Origin of the sequence: Streptomyces sp. NPDC052016 (assembly GCF_044548445.1) — a bacterium.
In the GTDB taxonomy this organism is placed as follows: Bacteria; Actinomycetota; Actinomycetes; order Streptomycetales; family Streptomycetaceae; genus Streptomyces.
Window position 1 is genome coordinate 1 of the sequence record NZ_JBIUBX010000041.1, and the last position, 19,304, is coordinate 19,304.

Genomic DNA, 19,304 nt, shown 5'->3' on the forward strand with positions numbered 1-19,304 from the left:
CCCCCCCCCCCCCCCCCCCCCCCCCCCCCCCCCCCCCCCCCCCCCCCCCCCCCCCCCCCCCCCCCCCCCCCCCCCCCCCGACCCACCCACCCCCCCGAAGGCGCCCCCCGCCAGCCGCCGCAGGCACCCCGCAGGCACAACCCCCCACCCTCTGTCCGAGATCAATCCCGGTGTACGGGACAATCAAGCCATAGGACAGAACCACGGGGAGGAACCGTGTCCGGATTCGTAGAAAAGCCCGAACCCCTCGAGGTCCCGGGCCTGGTGCACCTCCACACCGGCAAGGTGCGCGAGCTGTACCGGAACGAGGCGGGCGACCTCGTGATGGTCGCCAGCGACCGAACGTCCGCCTTCGACTGGGTGCTGCCGACCGAGATCCCCGACAAGGGCCGCATCCTCACCCAGCTCTCCCTGTGGTGGTTCGACCAGCTCGCCGACCTGGTCCCCAACCACGTCCTGAGCACCGAGCTGCCCGCGGGCGCCCCCGCCGACTGGGCCGGCCGCACCCTGGTCTGCAAGTCCCTGCGGATGGTCCCGGTGGAGTGCGTGGCCCGCGGCTACCTCACCGGCTCGGGCCTCGCCGAGTACAAGGCGTCCCGCACGGTCTGCGGCCTCGCCCTCCCCGAGGGCCTGGTCGACGGAAGCGAACTCCCGGCCCCGATCTTCACCCCGGCCACCAAGGCCGCCGTGGGCGAGCACGACGAGAACGTCTCCTACGAGGAGGTCGCCCGCCAGGTCGGCGCCGACACCGCCGCACAGCTGCGCCAGACGACCCTCGCCGTCTACTCCCGCGCCCGCGACATCGCCCGCGACCGCGGCATCATCCTCGCGGACACGAAGTTCGAGTTCGGCTACGAGGGAGACACCCTGGTCGTCGCCGACGAGGTCCTCACCCCCGACTCCTCCCGCTTCTGGCCGGCCGACCAGTGGCAGCCGGGCCGCGCGCAGCAGTCGTACGACAAGCAGTTCGTGCGCGACTGGCTGACCTCGGACGCGTCCGGCTGGGACCGCGCGAGCGAGCAGCCGCCGCCGGAGCTGCCCCAGGAGATCGTGGACGCGACCCGCGCGAAGTACGTGGAGGCGTACGAGCGCCTGACGGGCATGAGCTGGTCGTAGGCCGGCAGGACGGCAACAAGCCCCCCGGCAGGAGCCGGGAGGCTTGTTCGACGAGCGGACGACGAGGCTCGAACTCGCGACCTCAACCTTGGCAAGGTTGCGCTCTACCAACTGAGCTACGTCCGCCTTGCACCGTGGTGCGAGAGCAACTATACCCAACCCCGCTCGCGCGCGAGCCGCACCGCCGTATGCCGGTTCTCCGCACCGAGCTTGGAGGCGGCCGACGAGAGGTAGTTGCGCACGGTCCCGGGCGACAACGCGGCCCGCTCGGCGATCTCCGCGACGGGCGCGCCGTCGGCGGCGAGTTCGAGCACCTCGGCCTCGCGCGAGGTCAGCGGCGAGTCCCCGGCGGCGATCGCGTCGGCGGCCAACTCGGGGTCGACGTAACGGTTCCCGGCGTGCACGGTACGGATGATCTCGGCGAGCCGCTGGGCACTCACCGTCTTGGGGACGAACCCGCGCACACCGGTCGCAAGCGCCCGCTTCAGGTGCCCGGGCCGGCCGTGACTGGTGACGATCAGGACCTGGCAGGCGGGCAGTTCGGTCCGGAGGGACGTGGCGACCTTCACACCGTCCGCGCCCGGCATCTGCAGATCGAGGACGGCCACGTCCGGCGCGTGCGCCCGTGCCATGGCCAGCGCCTCCGGCCCGGTGGCCGCCTCGGCGACGATCAGCAGATCGTCCTCCAGGGAGAGCAGAGCCGCCAGCGCGCCCCGAATGAGATGCTCGTCGTCGGCGAGCAGCACCCGCACGCTCACGCGCTGACCTCCCCCACCACACCGGTCCCACTGCCCCCGGCACCCTTCTCCACCACATCACTCTCACCAGCGGTATCGGCCAGCGGCGCTCCAGCCACCCCCCGCCGGGACGTGTCCGCCACCCCCCGCCGGGACGTGTCCGCCACCCCCCGCCGGGACGTGTCCGCCGCCTCCCGCCGGGACGTGTCCGCCGCCTCCCGCCGGGACGTGTCCGCCGCCCCTGGCAGGGACCCACCGGCCACCCCCCGCAAAGCCCTCTCCTCCGCCTGCGCCAGCGGCACTTCCGCCACCACCCGGAACACCCCACCCTCCGCGAAGCCCGCCTCCAGGGTCCCGTCCACCTCCGCCAGCCGCTCCCGCAGCCCCGCGAGCCCCGATCCGCCGCGAGGGCCTGCGCCCGCTCCTCCGGCGGCTCCTCCGGTGGATCCGTCAGCCCCCATCCCGACACCTGCCCCGTCGTTCTCCACCGTCAGCACCACACGTCCCCCCGTCACCCGAAGTCCCACCGAGCACCGCCCCGCGTCCCCGTGCCGCAGCACATTGGTCGTCGTCTCCCGCACCACCCAGCCGAGCGCCGACTGCACCTGCGTCGGCAGCCCGTCGGCCACCCCGGGGGAGGTCCGTATCTCGCACTCGATCCCGGCGGCCGTCAACACCCCCTGAGCGCCGGAGAGTTCGACCCCGAGGTCGGCCTCCCGGTACCCCCGTACCACGTCGCGCACCTCGCGCTGCGACTCCTGCGCGATCCGCTGTACCTCGATCATCTGCTCCACGGCCTCCGGCCGGCCCCGTCGGGCCAACTGCACGGCGAGCTCGCTCTTCAGTGCGATCACCGCGAGGTTCCGCCCCATCACGTCGTGCAGGTCCCGCCCGAACCGCAGCCGCTCCTCCGCGACGGCGAGCCGGGCACGGGTCTCGCGGGCCTCGTCGAGCTCGTAGACGGCGTTGAGGAGCCAGACGGAGAAGACGGATGTGCCGCTGATGAAGGCGCCGCCGACCAGCACCGCCACCATCGAGACCAGGACGGCCGCGACGGGCAGCCCGAGCGGGAGCGCCACCGCTCCGGTGCCGAGGGTGTAGCCGACGACGACCGCGGTCGCGCGCCGCCCTCCGCGGACGCCGAGCGTGGTGTTGCCCGCCGCGAAGATCGTCGTGACCCCGAAGACCCCGCCCGCGGCGGTCTCGACGGACTCGTGGCCGCCCGACCCGTGCTCGGCGACCCACAACGCGACCACACCGACCGCCGCGCTGGCGGCGGCGAGCGTCCACAGCAGCCGGACGGGCTGGGGACGGCGCCCGCGCGTCCAGTCCAGCGCCCGCGACGCCGTCACGGCGCAGAGCGCGGAGTGCCCGAGCACCAGCACCGGCAGCCACAGCCCGGCTCCCGTCCATACCCCCGAGCCGAACGGCACCCCCGCCGACGTGAACTCGGCCACGGCGAAGAAGTGGAACGACCACCGTGTGTACGTCTCGACCTTCGCCGGTGTGCTCTTCCGTCGCCACCAGCCCGCCGGCCTGCCCATCCTCGCGTCTCCCCCGTTCCCCCGGTACGTCAGCGCCGCGGCTCCCACCGGAACCACCGCCGTACAGCAAACACCGCCAGCACCGTCCAGGCCAGCGCGGTGGCCAGGGTGCCCAGGGCCTGGTAGGCGGAGAGGTCGCCGGTCCAGCCGCCGCGGACGAGCGTGATGACCGGGCTCAGCGGAAGCAGCTCCAGGACGGAGGCGACCCGGTCGGGCATCAGCTCCAGCGGAACGGTCACGCCGGAGCCGACCATGGAGACGATCACGAACGGCATGGTCGTGACCTGCGCGCTCTCCACGGTCCGCGTCACACTCGCCGTGACCGCCGCCAGTGCCGCGCACATCACGAGCCCCGTCAGGATCCCGAGTACGGCGAGAAGGGGCGCCTCGGGAGCCGGCACGTCGAGGAAGGCCGTACAGCCCGCCACCAGCACCAGGCACTGCACCAGCCCCGTGGCGAGCACCGGCAGCGCGGAACCGGTCAGGACCTCGCCGTCGCCCAGTTCGCCGGTGCGCAGCCGCTTGAGCACGAGTTCCTCGCGCCGGGCGGTGTAGATGCCGGCGAGCGCCCCGTACACGCCGAACAGCAGCGAGAACCCGATCGCGGCGGGCAGCATCACCAGCCCGACGGTGAGCCCCGCTTCGCCGACGTCCATCCCGTCGACCACCGACCGCAGGCTGAACGGCAGCGCGAGCGGCACCAGGACGGCCGCGACGAGCGTCGCCTTGCTGCGCCGGAGCAGCGTCAGCTCGGCCCGGGCGAGGGCGGCCATCCGGCTCACCGGCGTGGTCACCGCCCCCCTGCCCGCAGCCCCCGAACCCCTGCCCGCGGCACCCGACCTCGAGCCCACGGCCCCCGCCCCCGGGCCCGAAGCCCCCACGCCCCGGCCGGCCGCACCCGACCCCGCGCCCACCGAACCCCTCGTCGAGCCCTCCGAGCCCCTCATAGCCCCCCCGTTCATGCCACGACCTCCTCGTCCTTCTCCACGGCGTCCCGGGCGATCCCCAGGAACGCCTCCTCCAGCGAGGCCGACCGCACGTCGAGGCCGCGCAGTTCCACCCCGGCCCGCTCGGCCCACACCAGGAGCCCCGTGGCCGCCCGCTGCAGCTCCCGCGTCCGCAGCCGGACGAGGCGCCCCTCGGTCTCGTGGTCGCACACCCCCAGCTCGCCGAGCGGCGGCAGATCGCCGACGAAGTAGCCCTCGGGCAGTTCGAAGGAGATCCGGGAGGGCTGCGCGGCGGTCACCTCCGCCGGTGTCCCGGCGGCCGCGATGCGCCCCTGGTGGAGGATGGCGAGCCGGTCGGCGAGACCCTCCGCCTCTTCCAGGTAGTGCGTGGTCAGCAGCACGGTCGTCCCGGCGTCGCGCAGTGCCCGCACCAGGTCCCAGGTGTCCCGGCGGCCCTCCGCGTCCAGACCGGTCGTCGGCTCGTCGAGGAACAGGACCTCCGGCTCCCCGAGCAGCGCCAGCGCCAGGTCGAGCCTGCGCCGCTCGCCCCCGGACAGCTGCTTCACCCGCACCCCGGCCTTCCCGTCGAGGCCGACCAGCGCCAGCGCCTCCTCGGCCGGCCGGGCGCCGCTGACACAGCCGGCCCACATGCGCGTGGTCTCCCTGACGGTGAGCTCGGAGGGAAAGCCGCCCTCCTGCAACATCACCCCGGTGCGCGGCCGTACGGCGGCCCGGTCGGCGTACGGGTCGTGGCCGAGGACTTTGACCTCCCCGCCGTCGGGCCGCTGGAGTCCCTCCAGCAGTTCGACGGTCGACGTCTTGCCGGCCCCGTTGGTGCCCAGCAACGCGAAGATCTCTCCCCGGTCGACGTGGAAGGAGACCCCGCGCACCGCCTCGAACCCGCCCCCGTACACACGCCGGAGGTCGGTGACCTCGATCACGTGCTCTTCCGTGTCCCTGGCTTTCCTGGCTTCCATGACGTCAGCGTCCCGGCGGAAGGACGGGGGCGGCAGTGCACGCTGTCACCACTCCCCATGACAAATGTCAGAACGGCCGCCCGCCGGAGACGAAGGAACGGGCGCACACGAAAAGACCCCGGTCCATTGGACCGGGGTCTCATTCCCGAGCGGACGACGAGGCTCGAACTCGCGACCTCAACCTTGGCAAGGTTGCGCTCTACCAACTGAGCTACGTCCGCATTGCCTCCGACCGGCTCTCACCGATCGGTGCGAGCACCAGCCTACCTGATCCAGACGAGTGGTCGGGAAGGTGATGCAGAGCGGGTGACAGGAATCGCACACTGCGCCTTCCCCCTGGAAGGGGGATGTTCTGCTACTGAACTACACCCGCGCGGCCTCCGTGAGCTGGGCTTTTCGGCCCCGCCCGGCGGCGTGCTCCAGACATTAGCCGACCATGAGGGGGGTAGCGCAAGTCGGTTGTCCGCAGGGCCCGCCCGCGGGCCCCGGGACACCTCGGGCGCGTCGGCTCACTGGGCCTCGGCGAAGGCCTCGTAGACCTTCTTGGGGATCCGCCCGCGCGCGGGCACGTCCATCCTGTTCGCCTGGGCCCAGGCGCGGACGGCCGCCGGGTCGGGGGCGACCTCCGTCTGCTGATACGCCTTGCCGGACCTCGACCGCTTGCGGCCGGCCTCCACGTACGGCGCGAGCGCCTTACGCAGTTTCTTGGCATTGGCTTCATTCAGGTCGATCTCGTACGACTTGCCGTCGAGTCCGAAGGCGATCGTTTCCGCCGCTTCCGAGCCGTCGATGTCGTCAAAGAGAGTGACCACGACCTTCTGCGCCACGAATATCGGTCCCTTCGTGCGACAGCTCCGCGATGACACCCCGGGATGACGTGCCCGGACGTCGCGGAGTTGTCGACTGTCCGCCTGTTACGGGGCAAAGTATCGGCTATTGCCATTTCATTTGTACAGTGCCCGGCAATCGAATGTGAAGCTCGACTAAATCTCCCCGCGTGTCCCAAAGATTCAGTGGGGGCGGAGCGACTTCGATTGAGGGTGCTGGTGGTGGACGGGTCGGCGCAATAGGTCATGCGTAGTCATCCGGGATCTTTCCCTGAACTTTTGGTGAAGGGCTGCTCCGCCACCAGATCGTGATGTCGGCCGTGATGGCGCTCACGTGGTTTCCTACAACTCTACTCGCGTAGAAATTTTGTGCGGGTAGTCTGAAGACACCTGCAGGAACCTGCTCAGCACCACAACACCGGGAGTGCCAGTGGCACGCGTCGTAGTCGACGTCATGCTCAAGCCGGAGATCCTCGACCCCCAGGGCCAGGCGGTGCAGCGCGCACTGCCGCGGCTGGGTTTCGAAGGCATCTCGGACGTACGTCAGGGAAAGCGATTCGAACTGGAAGTTGACGGACCGGTCGACGAGGCGGCGCTCGCCCGCATCCACGATCTTGCGGAATCCTTCCTCGCGAACACCGTGATCGAGGACTTCACCGTCCGGGTCGAGGAAGTCGCGGAGGCCGTGAAGTGACCGCTCGTATTGGCGTCGTCACTTTCCCGGGCTCTCTCGACGACCGGGACTCGCAGCGTGCGATCCGGCTGGCGGGCGCCGAACCCGTGGCCCTGTGGCACAAGGACAAGGACCTCAAGCAGGTCGACGCGGTGGTGCTCTGCGGTGGCTTCTCCTACGGCGACTATCTGCGCGCCGGGGCCATCGCCCGCTTCTCGCCGGTGATGGACACGGTCATCGAGCAGGCGAAGGCCGGTCTGCCGGTCCTCGGCATCTGCAACGGCTTCCAGATCCTCACCGAGGCCCACCTCCTCCCGGGCGGGATGCTCGGCAACGACCACCTGCACTTCATCTGCCGCGACCAGAAGCTGCGGGTGGAGAACGCGGACACCGCCTGGACCACCGACTACACGGCCGGCCAGGAGATCCACATCCCGCTGAAGAACATGGACGGCCGCTACGTGGCCGACCAGTACACGCTGGACAAGCTGGAGGCCGAGGGCCGTGTCGCCTTCCGGTACCTGGACTTCAACCCGAACGGCTCGCTCAACGACATCGCCGGCATCACCAACGAGGCCGGGAACGTCGTGGGCCTGATGCCGCACCCGGAGCACGCCGTGGAGCCGCTCATCGGCACCGGCCGCACCGACGGCCTCCCCTTCTTCACCTCGATCCTCAAGAAGCTGGTCAACGCATGAGCCGGACGCCTCTGGACACGGTCGAGCACGCGGCCGCGACCCCCGACGTCGAGCTGCCCTGGGCCGAACTCGGCCTGAAGAAGGACGAGTTCGAGCGCATCGTGGAGATCCTCGGCCGCCGGCCCACCGGCGCCGAGCTCGCCATGTACTCGGTCATGTGGTCCGAGCACTGCTCCTACAAGTCCTCCAAGGTCCACCTCCGCCAGTTCGGCGAGAAGGCCCCCCGGTCCGACGCCCTCCTCGTCGGCATCGGCGAGAACGCCGGTGTCGTCGACGTCGGCCAGGGCTACGCGGTCACCTTCAAGGTCGAGTCGCACAACCACCCGTCGTACGTGGAGCCCTACCAGGGCGCGGCCACGGGCGTCGGCGGCATCGTGCGCGACATCATCGCGATGGGCGCCCGCCCGGTCGCGGTCGTCGACCCGCTGCGCTTCGGCGCGGCCGACCACCCGGACACCAAGCGCGTCCTGCCGGGCGTCGTCGCCGGCATCGGCGGCTACGGCAACTGCCTGGGCCTGCCCAACATCGGCGGCGAGGTCGTCTTCGACGCCTGCTACCAGGGCAACCCACTGGTCAACGCCGGCGCCATCGGCGTCATGCGGCACGAGGACATCCACCTCGCGAAGGCCTCCGGCGCGGGCAACAAGGTCATCGTGTACGGGGCCCGGACCGGCGGCGACGGCATCGGCGGCGCCTCGATCCTCGCCTCGGAGACCTTCGACGACGCCAAGCCGTCGAAGCGCCCCGCCGTCCAGGTCGGCGACCCCTTCCAGGAGAAGCTCCTCATCGAGTGCACCCTGGAGGCGTTCGCGGAGAAGCTGGTCGTCGGCATCCAGGACCTCGGCGCGGCCGGTCTGTCCTGCGCCACCTCCGAGCTGGCCTCCAACGGCTCCGGCGGCATGCGCGTGACGCTGGACGACGTCCCCCTGCGCGACTCGACCCTCTCGCCTGAGGAGATCCTCATGAGCGAGTCGCAGGAGCGCATGTGCGCCGTCGTCGAGCCGGAGAAGGTCGACCGCTTCCTCGAGATCTGCGAGAAGTGGGACGTCATCGCCACCGTCATCGGCGAGGTGACCGACGGCGACCGCCTCGAGATCTACTGGCACGGCGGCAAGATCGTCGATGTCGACCCGCGCACGGTCGCGCACGAGGGTCCGGTCTACGAGCGCCCGTACGCCCGTCCCGACTGGCAGGACGCCCTCCAGGCGGACGACGCGAACAAGCTGCCCCGCCCGCAGACCGCCGAGGAGCTGAAGGACCAGGTCCTGAAGCTGGTCGGCTCCCCGAACCAGGCCTCGAAGAAGTGGATCACGTCCCAGTACGACCACTTCGTGCAGGGCAACACCGTCCTCGCCCAGCCCGAGGACTCCGGCATGATCCGCATCGACGAGCAGACCGGCCTCGGCGTGGCCATCGCCACCGACGGCAACGGCCGGTACGCCAAGCTGGACCCCTACCACGGCGCCCAGCTGGCCCTCGCCGAGGCGTACCGCAACGTCGCCACCACCGGCGCCAAGCCGCTCGCCGTCTCCGACTGCCTGAACTTCGGCTCGCCCGAGGACCCGGCGGTGATGTGGCAGTTCGCGGAGGCCGTCCGCGGTCTGGCCGACGCCTGCCAGCAGCTCGGCACCCCGGTGACCGGCGGCAACGTCTCGCTCTACAACCAGACGGGCGAGGCCGCCATCCACCCGACCCCGGTGGTCGCGGTGCTGGGCGTCATCGACGACGTCGCCCGCCGCACGCCGGTCGCCTTCCAGGAAGAGGGCCAGCTCCTCTACCTCCTCGGCGACACGCGTGAGGAGTTCGGCGGCTCGGCCTGGTCCCAGGTGGTCCACGACCACCTCGGCGGCCTGCCCCCGACGGTCGACCTGGAGCGCGAGCGCCTGCTGGCCGAGATCCTCATCTCCGCCTCCCGCGACGGCATGATCGACTCCGCGCACGACCTGTCCGACGGCGGTCTGATCCAGGCGGTCGTCGAGTCGGCGCTGCTCGGCGGCAAGGGCGCCCGCCTGATCGTCCCGGACGGTCTGGACGCCTTCACCTTCCTCTTCTCGGAGTCGGCCGGCCGCGCGGTCGTCGCCGTCCCGCGCTCGGAAGAGGTCCGCTTCAACGACATGTGCGGCGCCCGGGGCCTCCCGGCCACCCGCATCGGTGTCGTCGACGGCGACACGGTGGACGTCCAGGGAGAGTTCGCCCTCACCCTGGCCGAGCTGCGCGAGGCGCACGAGGCGACGATCCCGGCGCTGCTCGCGTAGGCGGCACGACGGTCGAGGCCCCGCCCGGCTCCGTGGTTCGGAGTCCGGGCGGGGCCTTCGCACGGGGTCGGGTCGTGTGGAGGCCCCCACCGTCTGCCGGACCCCGCTGGTAGCTTCGGCGAACGATCAATGCCGACGGGCGACGGCAGCGGGAAGCCGCTGCTGACCCTGCGCGTCGACGCCGGTCCGGACAGCGGGCCGGGCAACCTCGTCCCCCGGTCCGGGCTCGAGGTCCCCGAGCGCTGGCAGCGCATGGAGGTCCCGGCCGGCGGCGTGGTGCCGACCATGGTGAGCGCGGGCGCCACGACCGTCCGGCTCGCCTGCCCCGACGGGACGTACCGGGGTGACCCGGTGGGGAGCCTCGAGGTCACCGCCACGGCCGCGTACACCGGGCTGTGGTCGTACGCGGCCGCACTCCGAGCGAGGACGAGCGCCGCCGGATGGCGTCCATCGCGGTCCGCGCCGCCGACGAGGCGGCGGCACGGAAGCTGGGCTGTTCCACCCGCTCCGCGGCCCTCCCGGGCCGGCTCCCGGCCGTCCCGGCGCTCGGCCCGGCAGCGCGGGCGACGGGCACCTGCGCCTGGTACGCCCACCTGAACGCCCCGGCCGCCGACCGGCCCTGGCTTCCCGAGCGGGCGACGGCGACGGCGGCCGACGACGACGTGTGGCGCGAGCGGTGCGTCCTGGCCATGACGACCGGCCGCGCCCTCTTCGACCGCTCCCACGACAGCGACAGCAGCCGCGCGAGCCTCCGGCCCGGTACCGCGGTACGACGGGTGGGCCGACGTCCAGACCTTCTACGGACAGGACACCCCCGACGTGTACCTCACCGGCTGGCACTGCGCGGACCCGACGACCGGCCCGTCGCCCCGGGCACCGCGGGCCGCGGCGCCAAGGACGGCACCACGTGGTGGGCGACCTCCACCTGCGACGGCGAGCCGGCCGTGCACGTCCTGCGCGCGCAGTACGTCTACGCCCGCACGGCCGCCCCCCACCTGGAACACCCTCCGCGCCTACGTCGACGACGTCGCCACCCGCCGCCACTGCACCGACGGGCGCTTTCCGCGGCGGTCGGCCTTCCGCGCGGAATAGGCTCACCGTCATGTCCCCGACGAAGAAGCGCACCAGGACGTACGACTCCGCCAGGATCCGTGCGGCGGTTCTCGCCCAGCTCGGCCATGTGGGGGAAGCCGTCCGGGGCCTCACGCCCGAGCGACTGGCGCTGCCCACGCGACTGGGCGAGTGGAGCGTGCGGGACCTGGTCGCGCACATCGGGATGGCCGTCACGGCCGTCGGCCGGTCCCTCGACCTGCCCGAGCCGGTGAGGCAGGACGCCACGATCCTCGACTGGCCGTTCGCGACCGGCGCCCACTCCTCGGCCATCGACGAGTTCACCCGGGGGATCGCCGAGCGCCACCCCGACCTCGACGCCTATCTCTCGGGCGTGGCGCGGGACCTGGTCGAACGGCTCGACGCCCATCCCGGGACCAGGCTGCTGGCGACCAACGCCGGCGCGATGTCCCTCGACGAGTACCTGGTCACCCGGACCGTCGAACTCGTCGTCCACACCGACGACCTCAACGCCGCCGTGCCCGGCCTGGACGTCCCGTTCGAGCGTCAGGCGCTCGCCGCCGCCACCCGTCTCCTCGCCGACGTCCTCGCCGTACGGGCGCCCGGCGGCGCCACGGAGGTGCGCGTGCCGCCGTACGCCGTCGTGCAGTGCGTCGAGGGTCCCCGGCACACCCGTGGCACCCCGCCCAACGTCGTCGAGACCGACCCGCTGACCTGGGTCCGGCTGGCGACCGGGCGGCTGGTCTGGAAGGACGCCGTCGAGGAGGCGAAGGTGAGCGCGAGCGGGGAGCGGGCGGACCTCTCGGCGCTGCTGCCGCTGATGTCCTGACGCGCGGCCGGGCCGATTGGTGTGCGACACCTCACTCGCACCGCCGGAACGGGCGGCCGCCCGCCCGCCCCGGGAGCGCTCGCGTCCCACGATCCGATCACGCGAATCGCGCTCTGACCTGCGCGAATGAGTCGATCACCAAGGGGTTGGCCCGGCGGTTGCCGAGTTACCGGCAAGTATCCCCAATTCGGACCAGTGGTCGACCTCGCCTACACTCGATGACGTGCCACGTGGTGACGGTCGACTCAATCACGATCTGCTTCCCGGCGAGAAGGGCCCCCAGGACGCATGTGGCGTCTTCGGTGTCTGGGCTCCGGGTGAAGAGGTCGCAAAGCTCACGTACTTCGGGCTCTACGCCCTCCAGCATCGGGGCCAGGAATCCGCGGGAATCGCGGTCAGCAACGGCTCCCAGATCCTCGTCTTCAAGGACATGGGCCTGGTCTCCCAGGTCTTCGACGAGACCTCGCTCGGTTCGCTCCAGGGTCACATCGCGGTCGGACACGCCCGCTACTCGACCACCGGCGCCTCCGTGTGGGAGAACGCCCAGCCGACGTTCCGTGCCACCGCGCACGGCTCGATCGCGCTCGGTCACAACGGCAACCTCGTCAACACCGCCCAGCTCGCCGAGATGGTCGCCGACCTGCCCAAGCAGGAAGGCCGCACCCCGCGCGTGGCGGCCACCAACGACACCGACCTGCTCACCGCGCTCCTGGCGGCCCAGGTCGACGAGGACGGCAAGCCGCTGACCATCGAAGAGGCGGCCCACCAGATCCTCCCGCAGGTCAGGGGCGCCTTCTCGCTCGTCTTCATGGACGAGCACACCCTCTACGCGGCCCGCGACCCGCAGGGCATCCGCCCGCTGGTCCTCGGCCGTCTGGAGCGCGGCTGGGTCGTCGCCTCCGAGACCGCCGCCCTCGACATCACCGGCGCCAGCTTCGTCCGGGAGATCGAGCCGGGCGAGTTCGTCGCCATTGACGAGAACGGTCTGCGCACCTCCCGCTTCGCGGAAGCGAAGCCCAAGGGCTGTGTCTTCGAGTACGTCTACCTGGCCCGCCCCGACACCGACATCGCCGGCCGGAACGTGTACCTCTCCCGCGTGGAGATGGGCCGCAAGCTCGCCAAGGAAGCCCCGGTCGAGGCCGACCTGGTCATAGCGACCCCGGAGTCCGGCACCCCGGCCGCCATCGGCTACGCGGAGGCCTCCGGCATCCCGTTCGGCGCCGGCCTGGTCAAGAACGCCTACGTCGGCCGGACCTTCATCCAGCCCTCACAGACGATCCGGCAGCTTGGCATCCGCCTGAAGCTGAACCCGCTCAAGGAAGTCATCAAGGGCAAGCGCCTGGTCGTCGTCGACGACTCCATCGTGCGCGGCAACACCCAGCGCGCCCTGGTCCGCATGCTCCGCGAGGCGGGCGCCGCCGAGGTCCACATCCGGATCTCCTCGCCGCCCGTGAAGTGGCCCTGCTTCTTCGGCATCGACTTCGCCACCCGCGCCGAGCTCATCGCCAACGGCATGACGATCGACGAGATTGGCACCTCGCTCGGCGCCGACTCCCTGGCGTACATCTCCATCGACGGCATGATCGAGGCGACCACCATCGCCAAGCCGAACCTCTGCCGTGCCTGCTTCGACGGCGAGTACCCGATGGAGCTGCCCGACCCGGAGCTGCTCGGCAAGCAGCTGCTGGAGACGGAGCTGGCCGCGGGCCCGGCCGCCACGGCCGCGGCCGACGCGATCCGCCGCCCGTAAGCCCGTACGTATCACCAACCCGAAAGATCCCAGGCAATGTCTGCTGTCTCTGATCAGTCGCCTCCGGCGACGGGCACAACCGGTGCTTCCTACGCGGCTGCCGGCGTCGACATCGAAGCGGGCGACCGCGCGGTCGAGCTGATGAAGGAGTGGGTGAAGAAGGCGCAGCGTCCCGAGGTCCTCGGCGGCCTCGGCGGCTTCGCCGGCCTCTTCGACGCCTCCGCCCTGAAGCACTACGAGCGCCCGCTGCTCGCCTCCGCCACGGACGGCGTCGGCACCAAGGTCGACGTGGCCCGCCAGATGGGCGTGTACGACACCATCGGCCACGACCTGGTCGCCATGGTCATGGACGACATCGTGGTGTGCGGCGCCGAGCCGCTGTTCATGACCGACTACATCTGCGTCGGCAAGGTCCACCCCGAGCGGGTCGCCGCCATCGTCAAGGGCATCGCCGAGGGCTGTGTGCTGGCCGGCTGCGCCCTGGTGGGCGGCGAGACGGCCGAGCACCCGGGCCTGCTGGGCGCGGACGACTTCGACGTCGCCGGCGCCGGTACGGGCGTCGTGGAGGCCGACCGCCTGCTGGGCGCCGATCGCATCCGTACGGGTGACACGGTGATCGCCATGGGCTCCTCCGGCCTTCACTCGAACGGGTACTCCCTCGTCCGCCACGTCCTGCTGAACCAGGCCGGCCTCTCCCTCGAGGCGCGCGTCGAGGAACTGGGCCGCACCCTCGGCGAGGAACTCCTGGAGCCGACGAAGATCTACTCGCTGGACTGCCTGGCCCTCACCCGCACCACCGAGGTCCACGCCTTCAGCCACGTCACCGGTGGCGGACTCGCCGCCAACCTCGCCCGTGTCATCCCCGACGGACTGCACGCGACCGTCGACCGCTCCACCTGGACGCCCGCCCCGATCTTCGACCTCGTCGGCCGGACCGGGAACGTCGAGCGGCTGGAGCTGGAGAAGACCCTCAACATGGGCGTCGGCATGATCGCGATCGTGCCCGAGCAGTCGACCGACGTGGCCCTGGCGACGCTGGCCGACCGCGGGGTCGAGGCATGGGTCGCCGGCGAGATCACCGAGCGCGGCGAGCACACCAGCGGTGCCGCTCTGGTCGGGGACTACGCCGGCTGAGGTCTGCGGAACCCTCGGAATCCTGTGGACAGCACAAGACCCGGTCGGTGACCGAAGTCACCGACCGGGTGAGTGCTCAGTGCAAGGTCAAGCGCCGCGACGGTGTTGGTGCGAGGAGTCCTCGTCCTCGTCCTCGTCGTCGTCCGCGTACAGCTCGGCGTACCGGGCGTACGGGTCGTCGTCTTGCTCATCGTCCTCGAACGGCTCGCCATTCGGCGGCATGTTCGACGTCGATGCGCCCAGCTCTTCGGCCAGGCGTGAGAGGTCCGTCCCGCCGCTGTTGTACTTCAGCTGGCGGGCGACCTTCGCTTGCTTGGCCTTGGCCCGGCCGCGCCCCATGGCTCGACCCCCTCAACGACGGGGCTCGACGGCCCCAGAGTCTTGACACGCGTTCATGATCCGGAACGGACTCTCCGCGGAGAGGCCGGTCCGTAGGGCTTCCACGGTACCTGAGCCCGCACCCATACGGTACGTCGCCCGTAGCACGCGCGTGTGCACAGAACCCTCGAGGTGCCCCGTCCTCGCTGGTCAGTGGCGATTTTAACCACTTATTGGCCGACGACCCGCCGGTAAGAGTGAGAGTTCTCTCCAACTTTCCTCCGGCAGGTACCGAACAAACCGGCGATCGGTGCGGGGACGGGGCTTTCCCGGGGCTCAGCGGAACCCTGGCCTCCGCCTCACCACCCGCGCGCCCGGGCCGCCTCGTGCATCCGCTGCTCGGCGATCCGGTCGGCCGCCGCGGCGGGCGGGATCCCGTCCGCCTTCGCACGTGCGAAGATGGCCAGCGTGGTGTCGAAGATCTTCGCCGCCGTCGCCCTGCACCGCTCGAAATCGAAGCCGTGCAGTTCGTCGGCGACCTGGATGACGCCGCCGGCGTTCACCACGTAGTCCGGCGCGTAGAGGATCCCGCGGTCGGCGAGGTCCTTCTCCACGCCCGGGTGGGCGAGCTGGTTGTTGGCCGCGCCGCAGACGACCTTGGCGGTCAGCACCGGCACGGAGTCGTCGTTCAGCGCTCCGCCCAGTGCGCACGGGGCGTAGACGTCCAGCCCGTCGACGCGGATCAGCGCCTCGGTGTCGGCGACGGCCGTGACCCCCTCGGGGTGCCGGTCGAGGATCCGGCGCACGGCGTCCTCGCGCACGTCCGTGATCACGACCTCCGCGCCCTCGTCGCGCAGGTGGTCCACCAGGTGGTGGCCGACCTTGCCGACGCCCGCCACGCCGACCCTGCGGCCGCGCAGCGAGGGGTCGCCCCACAGGTGCTGGGCGGAGGCCCGCATGCCCTGGTAGACCCCGAAGGCGGTCAGGACGGACGAGTCCCCGGCGCCGCCGTTCTCGGGCGAGCGCCCGGTCGTCCAGCGGCACTCGCGCGCCACGACGTCCATGTCGGCCACGTAGGTGCCGACGTCACAGGCGGTCACGTACCGCCCGCCGAGCGAGGCCACGAAACGGCCGTACGCGAGCAGCAGCTCCTCGGTCTTGATCACTTCGGGGTCACCGATGATCACGGCCTTGCCGCCGCCGTGGTCCAGACCGGCCATGGCGTTCTTGTACGACATCCCGCGCGCGAGGTTCAGGGCGTCGGCGACGGCCTCCGCCTCGGTCGCGTACGGGTAGAAACGGGTGCCACCGAGCGCGGGGCCCAGGGCGGTGGAGTGGATGGCGATGACGGCCTTGAGGCCGCTGGCGCGGTCCTGACAGAGCACGACCTGCTCATGACCCGCCTGATCCGAGTGGAACAGGGAGTGCAGTACGTCGACAGGGGCGCCGGATACGTCGGTCACGGTGGTGACTCCTGGGTAACTAGCGGCGGTCGGGACCAGGCTCCCGTACGGGTGGCGGGGCCTGTGGGATGAGCGTAGAGCCTGCGCGGGCCGCTGAACGCGTGGTGCCGCGGATCACCTTCTAGCGGAGTACGGACGTGGGACGATTTGCATGTTTTACGGCCCGGTCGGGGGACCGGCCGACAGGTTTCCCACGCGGCCGAAGGGGGAGGGAGCAGGCGTGCCCCAGGTGTCCTCGGTGATCGTTCCGTACGCTGCCTATCTGCGCGTGTACGAGCCGCTGGCCGCCTTCCCGGAGCCGGAGCGCAGCCACTGGGCGCGCTACGCCCGCCGCTCCGACCGCCCCTCCTACCAGGACGAGCTGCGCCGCTCGCTGGCCGACCTGCTGCCCACCCCGCCGGTCGCGGTGCCGGTGCACGAGAGCGGGGACGCGTTCGTGCTCGACGTGGACGGCGTGGTGTGCGTGTGCCCGTGGCGCACCCGGCTGCGCGGCTGGCAGGCCCTGGGCGAGCTGGGCGACGAGCTGCCCGGCCCGGTCCTGGACGCCGTCCTGCCCCCGGTGGTCCGCCTCCAGGCCGCCCAGGACTACGAGCGCTGGCTGGCCGGCAACCCCGACGCCCGCCCCTGGATCCGCACGGCGACCTGGCAGATCCCGCTGCACTGGTTCGTGCTCGTCTCCGACGAGGAGCGCCAGTGGGACAAGGGCACCGCGGAGCTGCCCCCCGTGCTGCGCTACCGCACGCCGATGGTGCAGGCCCGGCGCCGGGTGGCCCGGGGTCTGCGCGCCCTCAGGGACGCCATGGAGGAGGGGCCGCTCATCGACGGCCTGGTGGACGTGGGGCGCTGGCTGGAGGAGTTCCACCCGCGCTCGCTGGTCGAGCTGGACTACGGCGGCCTCGTCCACGCCCTGCCGGCCGGGGACCTGGAGAGCGATCACTCGGCGGCGGACGTCGCCGCGGGCATCGACGCCCTGCGGCGCGGCGACGGCAGCGCGGCGGGCGAGGCCTACGCCCGGCTCGTGGAGCGCTGGCGGTCGGTGCGGGACCGGCGCTCGGCGAACTGACGGTGTGACAGATGCGACATTTGTTCGCTTAGTGACGTAGGTCACGGCCGCAGAGGCTTCGAACAGCGTACGGTTCACCGCACTTCACGGAACTGACGGGACGTTGGACCCGTTCCGGGCGTATGGCGCAAGAGCCGCCAAGGGTGATGGACCGCACGTACGCGGCCCTTGCGTCGCTTGCCCCCCCTCGTGCCAAAATAGGACAAGGAGCCCGGGGAGGGCTCCTCCGTCCACTTGTGCTCCATCGTGGGGGGAATCTCAGCATTGCACGCTTTGGGGGGTCTGGTGACTCCTGATCGCCGTGTGACTGATCGTCACAGTGGCGTGACTGTCCGCTATGGCATGGTCCATCGGCTTCCGTCGCCGATGAACACCTGGGGGGCAATTCCATCGGTTTGGCCGACGCGGCTGGACAGATGGTGTAGTTGTAGTGCCGAGGACAAGCCGTTCGTCCTATAACCGACTCGACTCGCGTCCGCCATTTCGGGCAACGCGGGTCAAGGTGCAGAATTTAGAGGAAAGAACCGAGAAGGTTCGGTTCTCCCGAGGAGGCCGCTCATGACCGCTCGCACCCCTGATGCTGAGCCGCTGCTGACCCCGGCTGAGGTCGCCACGATGTTCCGCGTTGACCCGAAGACGGTCACGCGGTGGGCGAAGGCCGGCAAGCTCACGTCGATCCGCACGCTCGGCGGGCACCGCCGTTACCGCGAGGCCGAGGTCCGCGCCCTGCTGGCGGGCATCCCGCAGCAGCGCAGCGAGGCCTGAACAACTGAATAACCGGGCAAACGCAGGTCCCCCAACCTGTCGAAACGCCCGAACACTGGCTCCACACGACGCGGGTCCTGCCCCAACAGGCCCGTCGCCCACCGGGTGCGTCGTCGATCGCGCTGGACTCCGCCGGGTCCAGCGCGATCTTTTTTGTGCGCCCGGACCTGTCTACCGGGTGGCTCTGTGAGCGCCCTTGTCGGAGCCTGGGGAGTCTCTGGGAGCTTCCGGGAGGGATCCTCCGAAGCGGTGCCGGAGAGGTGCAGGGAGTGGTGCAATTGCACATATTAAATTGAACAGTTGTAGGAGCCTGGTAAGAACCCACGTTCCCGAAACTCATGCGGTGACACCCGTCACATGCCACTGGCCTTGTTGCCGTCGCGCCGCGTGCGCTAGAGGAAGCGCTTGCCCTTCCCCTTCCCAGCAGCCCACGCCGGTAAGGCTGTTGGGCCTGCCGGCGGTCGTACCCGTCCCGCAGGCAGGCCCACCGTCACGTCGGCGAGGGGCTCGAGGAGGCTTCGCCCTCGGCGGCCTCCTGCGGGGCCTGTGAGCCCCGTGGCGCGCCGTCCATCGCCAGGCGCAGCAGACGGTGGCAGATCGGGCAGTGGCGGGTCAGATGCCGGTAGGACGACGCGGCCGACAGGTGCGCGCGGAGCAGGGCCCGCGTCTCGTGCCTAGCCGATGCCGCCATACGCCACCTCCGGGAGGCCCACGCGGGGAACGGGGCCCTGAACTCTGGGGTACCGGCGGAATGTGACGCCGTCAAGGGAGCGGGGCGCGTGCGCGGCCGCGAGCGGGGCGCACGGGGACCCCGGGGGTGGGCAGGCGGGCCTGGACGAGGTGGCACCGGCGGGGTTCTGACGGGATGTGCTGTGCGCGAGGGCGGCCACGCCCGCGGGTGCGCCGGTCGGGCGTTGCCGGTCGGGCGTGCCGGTCGGGCGTGCCGGTCGAGTGCGCCGGGATACAGAAGAGCCCGGGTCCGAAGACCCGGGCTCTCGTTTCACTGCGGTCCTGACGGGATTTGAACCCGCGGCCTCCACCTTGACAGGGTGGCGAGCACTCCAAACTGCTCCACAGGACCAGGTTTCGCGGCACTTGGTGTTGCGTTGTGCTGCGAGAAGAGACTGTACAGGAGGG

At 71.1% G+C, this 19,304-nt stretch carries 18 protein-coding genes and 4 tRNA genes; 10 read left to right on the top strand and 12 right to left on the bottom strand.

Translation table 11 applies throughout. The annotated features are described in order from the left end of the window. The first annotated feature begins 216 nt into the window (after window positions 1-216). Entirely contained in the window at window positions 217-1,116 is a 900-nt protein-coding gene (locus tag ACIHAR_RS36950; RefSeq protein WP_400023605.1) for a phosphoribosylaminoimidazolesuccinocarboxamide synthase, read from the top strand. 53 nt (window positions 1,117-1,169) lie between these two features. Here the strand turns inward: ACIHAR_RS36950 and ACIHAR_RS36955 are convergent. From ACIHAR_RS36955 to ACIHAR_RS36990, 8 genes are all read right to left on the bottom strand, one after another. Continuing rightward, window positions 1,170-1,242, bottom strand: a tRNA-Gly gene (locus tag ACIHAR_RS36955). Window positions 1,243-1,265: 23 nt separating this feature from the next. Next, complete coding sequence (locus ACIHAR_RS36960; RefSeq protein ID WP_400023607.1) at window positions 1,266-1,874, bottom strand: response regulator; 609 nt, start codon at window positions 1,872-1,874, stop codon at window positions 1,266-1,268. Continuing rightward, complete coding sequence (locus ACIHAR_RS36965) at window positions 1,871-3,397, bottom strand: sensor histidine kinase (RefSeq protein ID WP_400023609.1); 1,527 nt, start codon at window positions 3,395-3,397, stop codon at window positions 1,871-1,873. The genes ACIHAR_RS36960 and ACIHAR_RS36965 overlap by 4 nt, the downstream gene beginning before the upstream one ends. A 29-nt stretch (window positions 3,398-3,426) precedes the next feature. Further along, a complete protein-coding gene (locus ACIHAR_RS36970; RefSeq protein ID WP_400023653.1) occupies window positions 3,427-4,170 on the bottom strand; it encodes an ABC transporter permease in 744 nt (247 codons plus the stop codon). Window positions 4,171-4,355: 185 nt separating this feature from the next. Beyond that, the gene (locus ACIHAR_RS36975; protein ID WP_400023611.1) at window positions 4,356-5,321 is read right to left on the bottom strand and encodes an ABC transporter ATP-binding protein; all 966 of its coding nucleotides are present in this window, start codon (window positions 5,319-5,321) and stop codon (window positions 4,356-4,358) included. A gap of 148 nt (window positions 5,322-5,469) precedes the next feature. Beyond that, window positions 5,470-5,542, bottom strand: a tRNA-Gly gene (locus ACIHAR_RS36980). Window positions 5,543-5,622: 80 nt separating this feature from the next. Continuing rightward, window positions 5,623-5,694 (bottom strand) — tRNA-Gly (locus tag ACIHAR_RS36985). 136 nt (window positions 5,695-5,830) lie between these two features. Then, complete coding sequence (locus ACIHAR_RS36990; RefSeq protein WP_365473223.1) at window positions 5,831-6,148, bottom strand: Lsr2 family protein; 318 nt, start codon at window positions 6,146-6,148, stop codon at window positions 5,831-5,833. Window positions 6,149-6,578: 430 nt separating this feature from the next. Here ACIHAR_RS36990 and purS point away from each other — a divergent pair, with 430 nt between their 5' ends. The 7 genes from purS to purM all read left to right on the top strand — a co-directional run bounded on the left by purS (window position 6,579) and on the right by purM (window position 14,558). Further along, entirely contained in the window at window positions 6,579-6,842 is a 264-nt protein-coding gene (gene purS, locus ACIHAR_RS36995) for a phosphoribosylformylglycinamidine synthase subunit PurS (protein ID WP_010045045.1), read from the top strand. Then, window positions 6,839-7,519 carry a phosphoribosylformylglycinamidine synthase subunit PurQ gene (gene purQ / locus ACIHAR_RS37000; RefSeq protein WP_365473226.1) on the top strand — a complete coding sequence of 227 codons (681 nt, stop codon included), beginning with the start codon at window positions 6,839-6,841 and terminating at the stop codon, window positions 7,517-7,519. The genes purS and purQ overlap by 4 nt, the downstream gene beginning before the upstream one ends. Then, window positions 7,516-9,774, top strand: coding sequence for a phosphoribosylformylglycinamidine synthase subunit PurL (gene purL, locus ACIHAR_RS37005; RefSeq protein ID WP_400023614.1), 2,259 nt, complete (start codon window positions 7,516-7,518; stop codon window positions 9,772-9,774). Before purQ ends, purL begins: the two co-directional genes overlap by 4 nt. 129 nt (window positions 9,775-9,903) lie before the next feature. Next, complete coding sequence (locus ACIHAR_RS37010) at window positions 9,904-10,371, top strand: hypothetical protein (RefSeq protein ID WP_400023616.1); 468 nt, start codon at window positions 9,904-9,906, stop codon at window positions 10,369-10,371. A 505-nt stretch (window positions 10,372-10,876) separates the two neighbouring features. Continuing rightward, entirely contained in the window at window positions 10,877-11,674 is a 798-nt protein-coding gene (locus ACIHAR_RS37015; protein WP_400023618.1) for a sterol carrier family protein, read from the top strand. Window positions 11,675-11,897: 223 nt separating this feature from the next. Then, entirely contained in the window at window positions 11,898-13,424 is a 1,527-nt protein-coding gene (gene purF, locus ACIHAR_RS37020) for an amidophosphoribosyltransferase (RefSeq protein ID WP_365469467.1), read from the top strand. 36 nt (window positions 13,425-13,460) lie between these two features. Beyond that, a complete protein-coding gene (gene purM, locus ACIHAR_RS37025) occupies window positions 13,461-14,558 on the top strand; it encodes a phosphoribosylformylglycinamidine cyclo-ligase (protein WP_365469470.1) in 1,098 nt (365 codons plus the stop codon). Window positions 14,559-14,645: 87 nt separating this feature from the next. Here purM and ACIHAR_RS37030 read toward each other — a convergent pair whose 3' ends face one another. Beyond that, entirely contained in the window at window positions 14,646-14,897 is a 252-nt protein-coding gene (locus tag ACIHAR_RS37030) for a DUF3073 domain-containing protein (RefSeq protein ID WP_365469473.1), read from the bottom strand. 338 nt (window positions 14,898-15,235) lie between these two features. Next, the gene (locus tag ACIHAR_RS37035; protein WP_365469476.1) at window positions 15,236-16,339 is read right to left on the bottom strand and encodes a Glu/Leu/Phe/Val dehydrogenase dimerization domain-containing protein; all 1,104 of its coding nucleotides are present in this window, start codon (window positions 16,337-16,339) and stop codon (window positions 15,236-15,238) included. A gap of 220 nt (window positions 16,340-16,559) precedes the next feature. Here ACIHAR_RS37035 and ACIHAR_RS37040 point away from each other — a divergent pair, with 220 nt between their 5' ends. Further along, window positions 16,560-17,402 carry a hypothetical protein gene (locus ACIHAR_RS37040; RefSeq protein ID WP_365469479.1) on the top strand — a complete coding sequence of 281 codons (843 nt, stop codon included), beginning with the start codon at window positions 16,560-16,562 and terminating at the stop codon, window positions 17,400-17,402. 558 nt (window positions 17,403-17,960) lie between these two features. Continuing rightward, a complete protein-coding gene (bldC, locus tag ACIHAR_RS37045; RefSeq protein ID WP_003949541.1) occupies window positions 17,961-18,167 on the top strand; it encodes a developmental transcriptional regulator BldC in 207 nt (68 codons plus the stop codon). Window positions 18,168-18,657: 490 nt separating this feature from the next. Here the strand turns inward: bldC and ACIHAR_RS37050 are convergent, their stop codons facing one another. Continuing rightward, a complete protein-coding gene (locus ACIHAR_RS37050; protein WP_365469482.1) occupies window positions 18,658-18,858 on the bottom strand; it encodes a DUF6274 family protein in 201 nt (66 codons plus the stop codon). A gap of 315 nt (window positions 18,859-19,173) precedes the next feature. Beyond that, window positions 19,174-19,248, bottom strand: a tRNA-Asp gene (locus ACIHAR_RS37055). Window positions 19,249-19,304: the final 56 nt, after the last annotated feature.

Bases quoted from the DNA above. Each gene is read 5' to 3' on its own strand.
- ACIHAR_RS36965 (WP_400023609.1), bottom strand. From the start codon at position 3,397: ATGGGCAGGCCGGCGGGCTGGTGGCGACGGAAGAGCACACCGGCGAAG.
- ACIHAR_RS36970 (WP_400023653.1), bottom strand. From the start codon at position 4,170: ATGGCCGCCCTCGCCCGGGCCGAGCTGACGCTGCTCCGGCGCAGCAAG.
- ACIHAR_RS36975 (WP_400023611.1), bottom strand. From the start codon at position 5,321: ATGGAAGCCAGGAAAGCCAGGGACACGGAAGAGCACGTGATCGAGGTC.
- purL (WP_400023614.1), top strand. From the start codon at position 7,516: ATGAGCCGGACGCCTCTGGACACGGTCGAGCACGCGGCCGCGACCCCC.
- ACIHAR_RS37010 (WP_400023616.1), top strand. From the start codon at position 9,904: ATGCCGACGGGCGACGGCAGCGGGAAGCCGCTGCTGACCCTGCGCGTC.
- ACIHAR_RS37015 (WP_400023618.1), top strand. From the start codon at position 10,877: ATGTCCCCGACGAAGAAGCGCACCAGGACGTACGACTCCGCCAGGATC.
- purM (WP_365469470.1), top strand. From the start codon at position 13,461: ATGTCTGCTGTCTCTGATCAGTCGCCTCCGGCGACGGGCACAACCGGT.
- ACIHAR_RS37030 (WP_365469473.1), bottom strand. From the start codon at position 14,897: ATGGGGCGCGGCCGGGCCAAGGCCAAGCAAGCGAAGGTCGCCCGCCAG.
- bldC (WP_003949541.1), top strand. From the start codon at position 17,961: ATGACCGCTCGCACCCCTGATGCTGAGCCGCTGCTGACCCCGGCTGAG.
- ACIHAR_RS37050 (WP_365469482.1), bottom strand. From the start codon at position 18,858: ATGGCGGCATCGGCTAGGCACGAGACGCGGGCCCTGCTCCGCGCGCAC.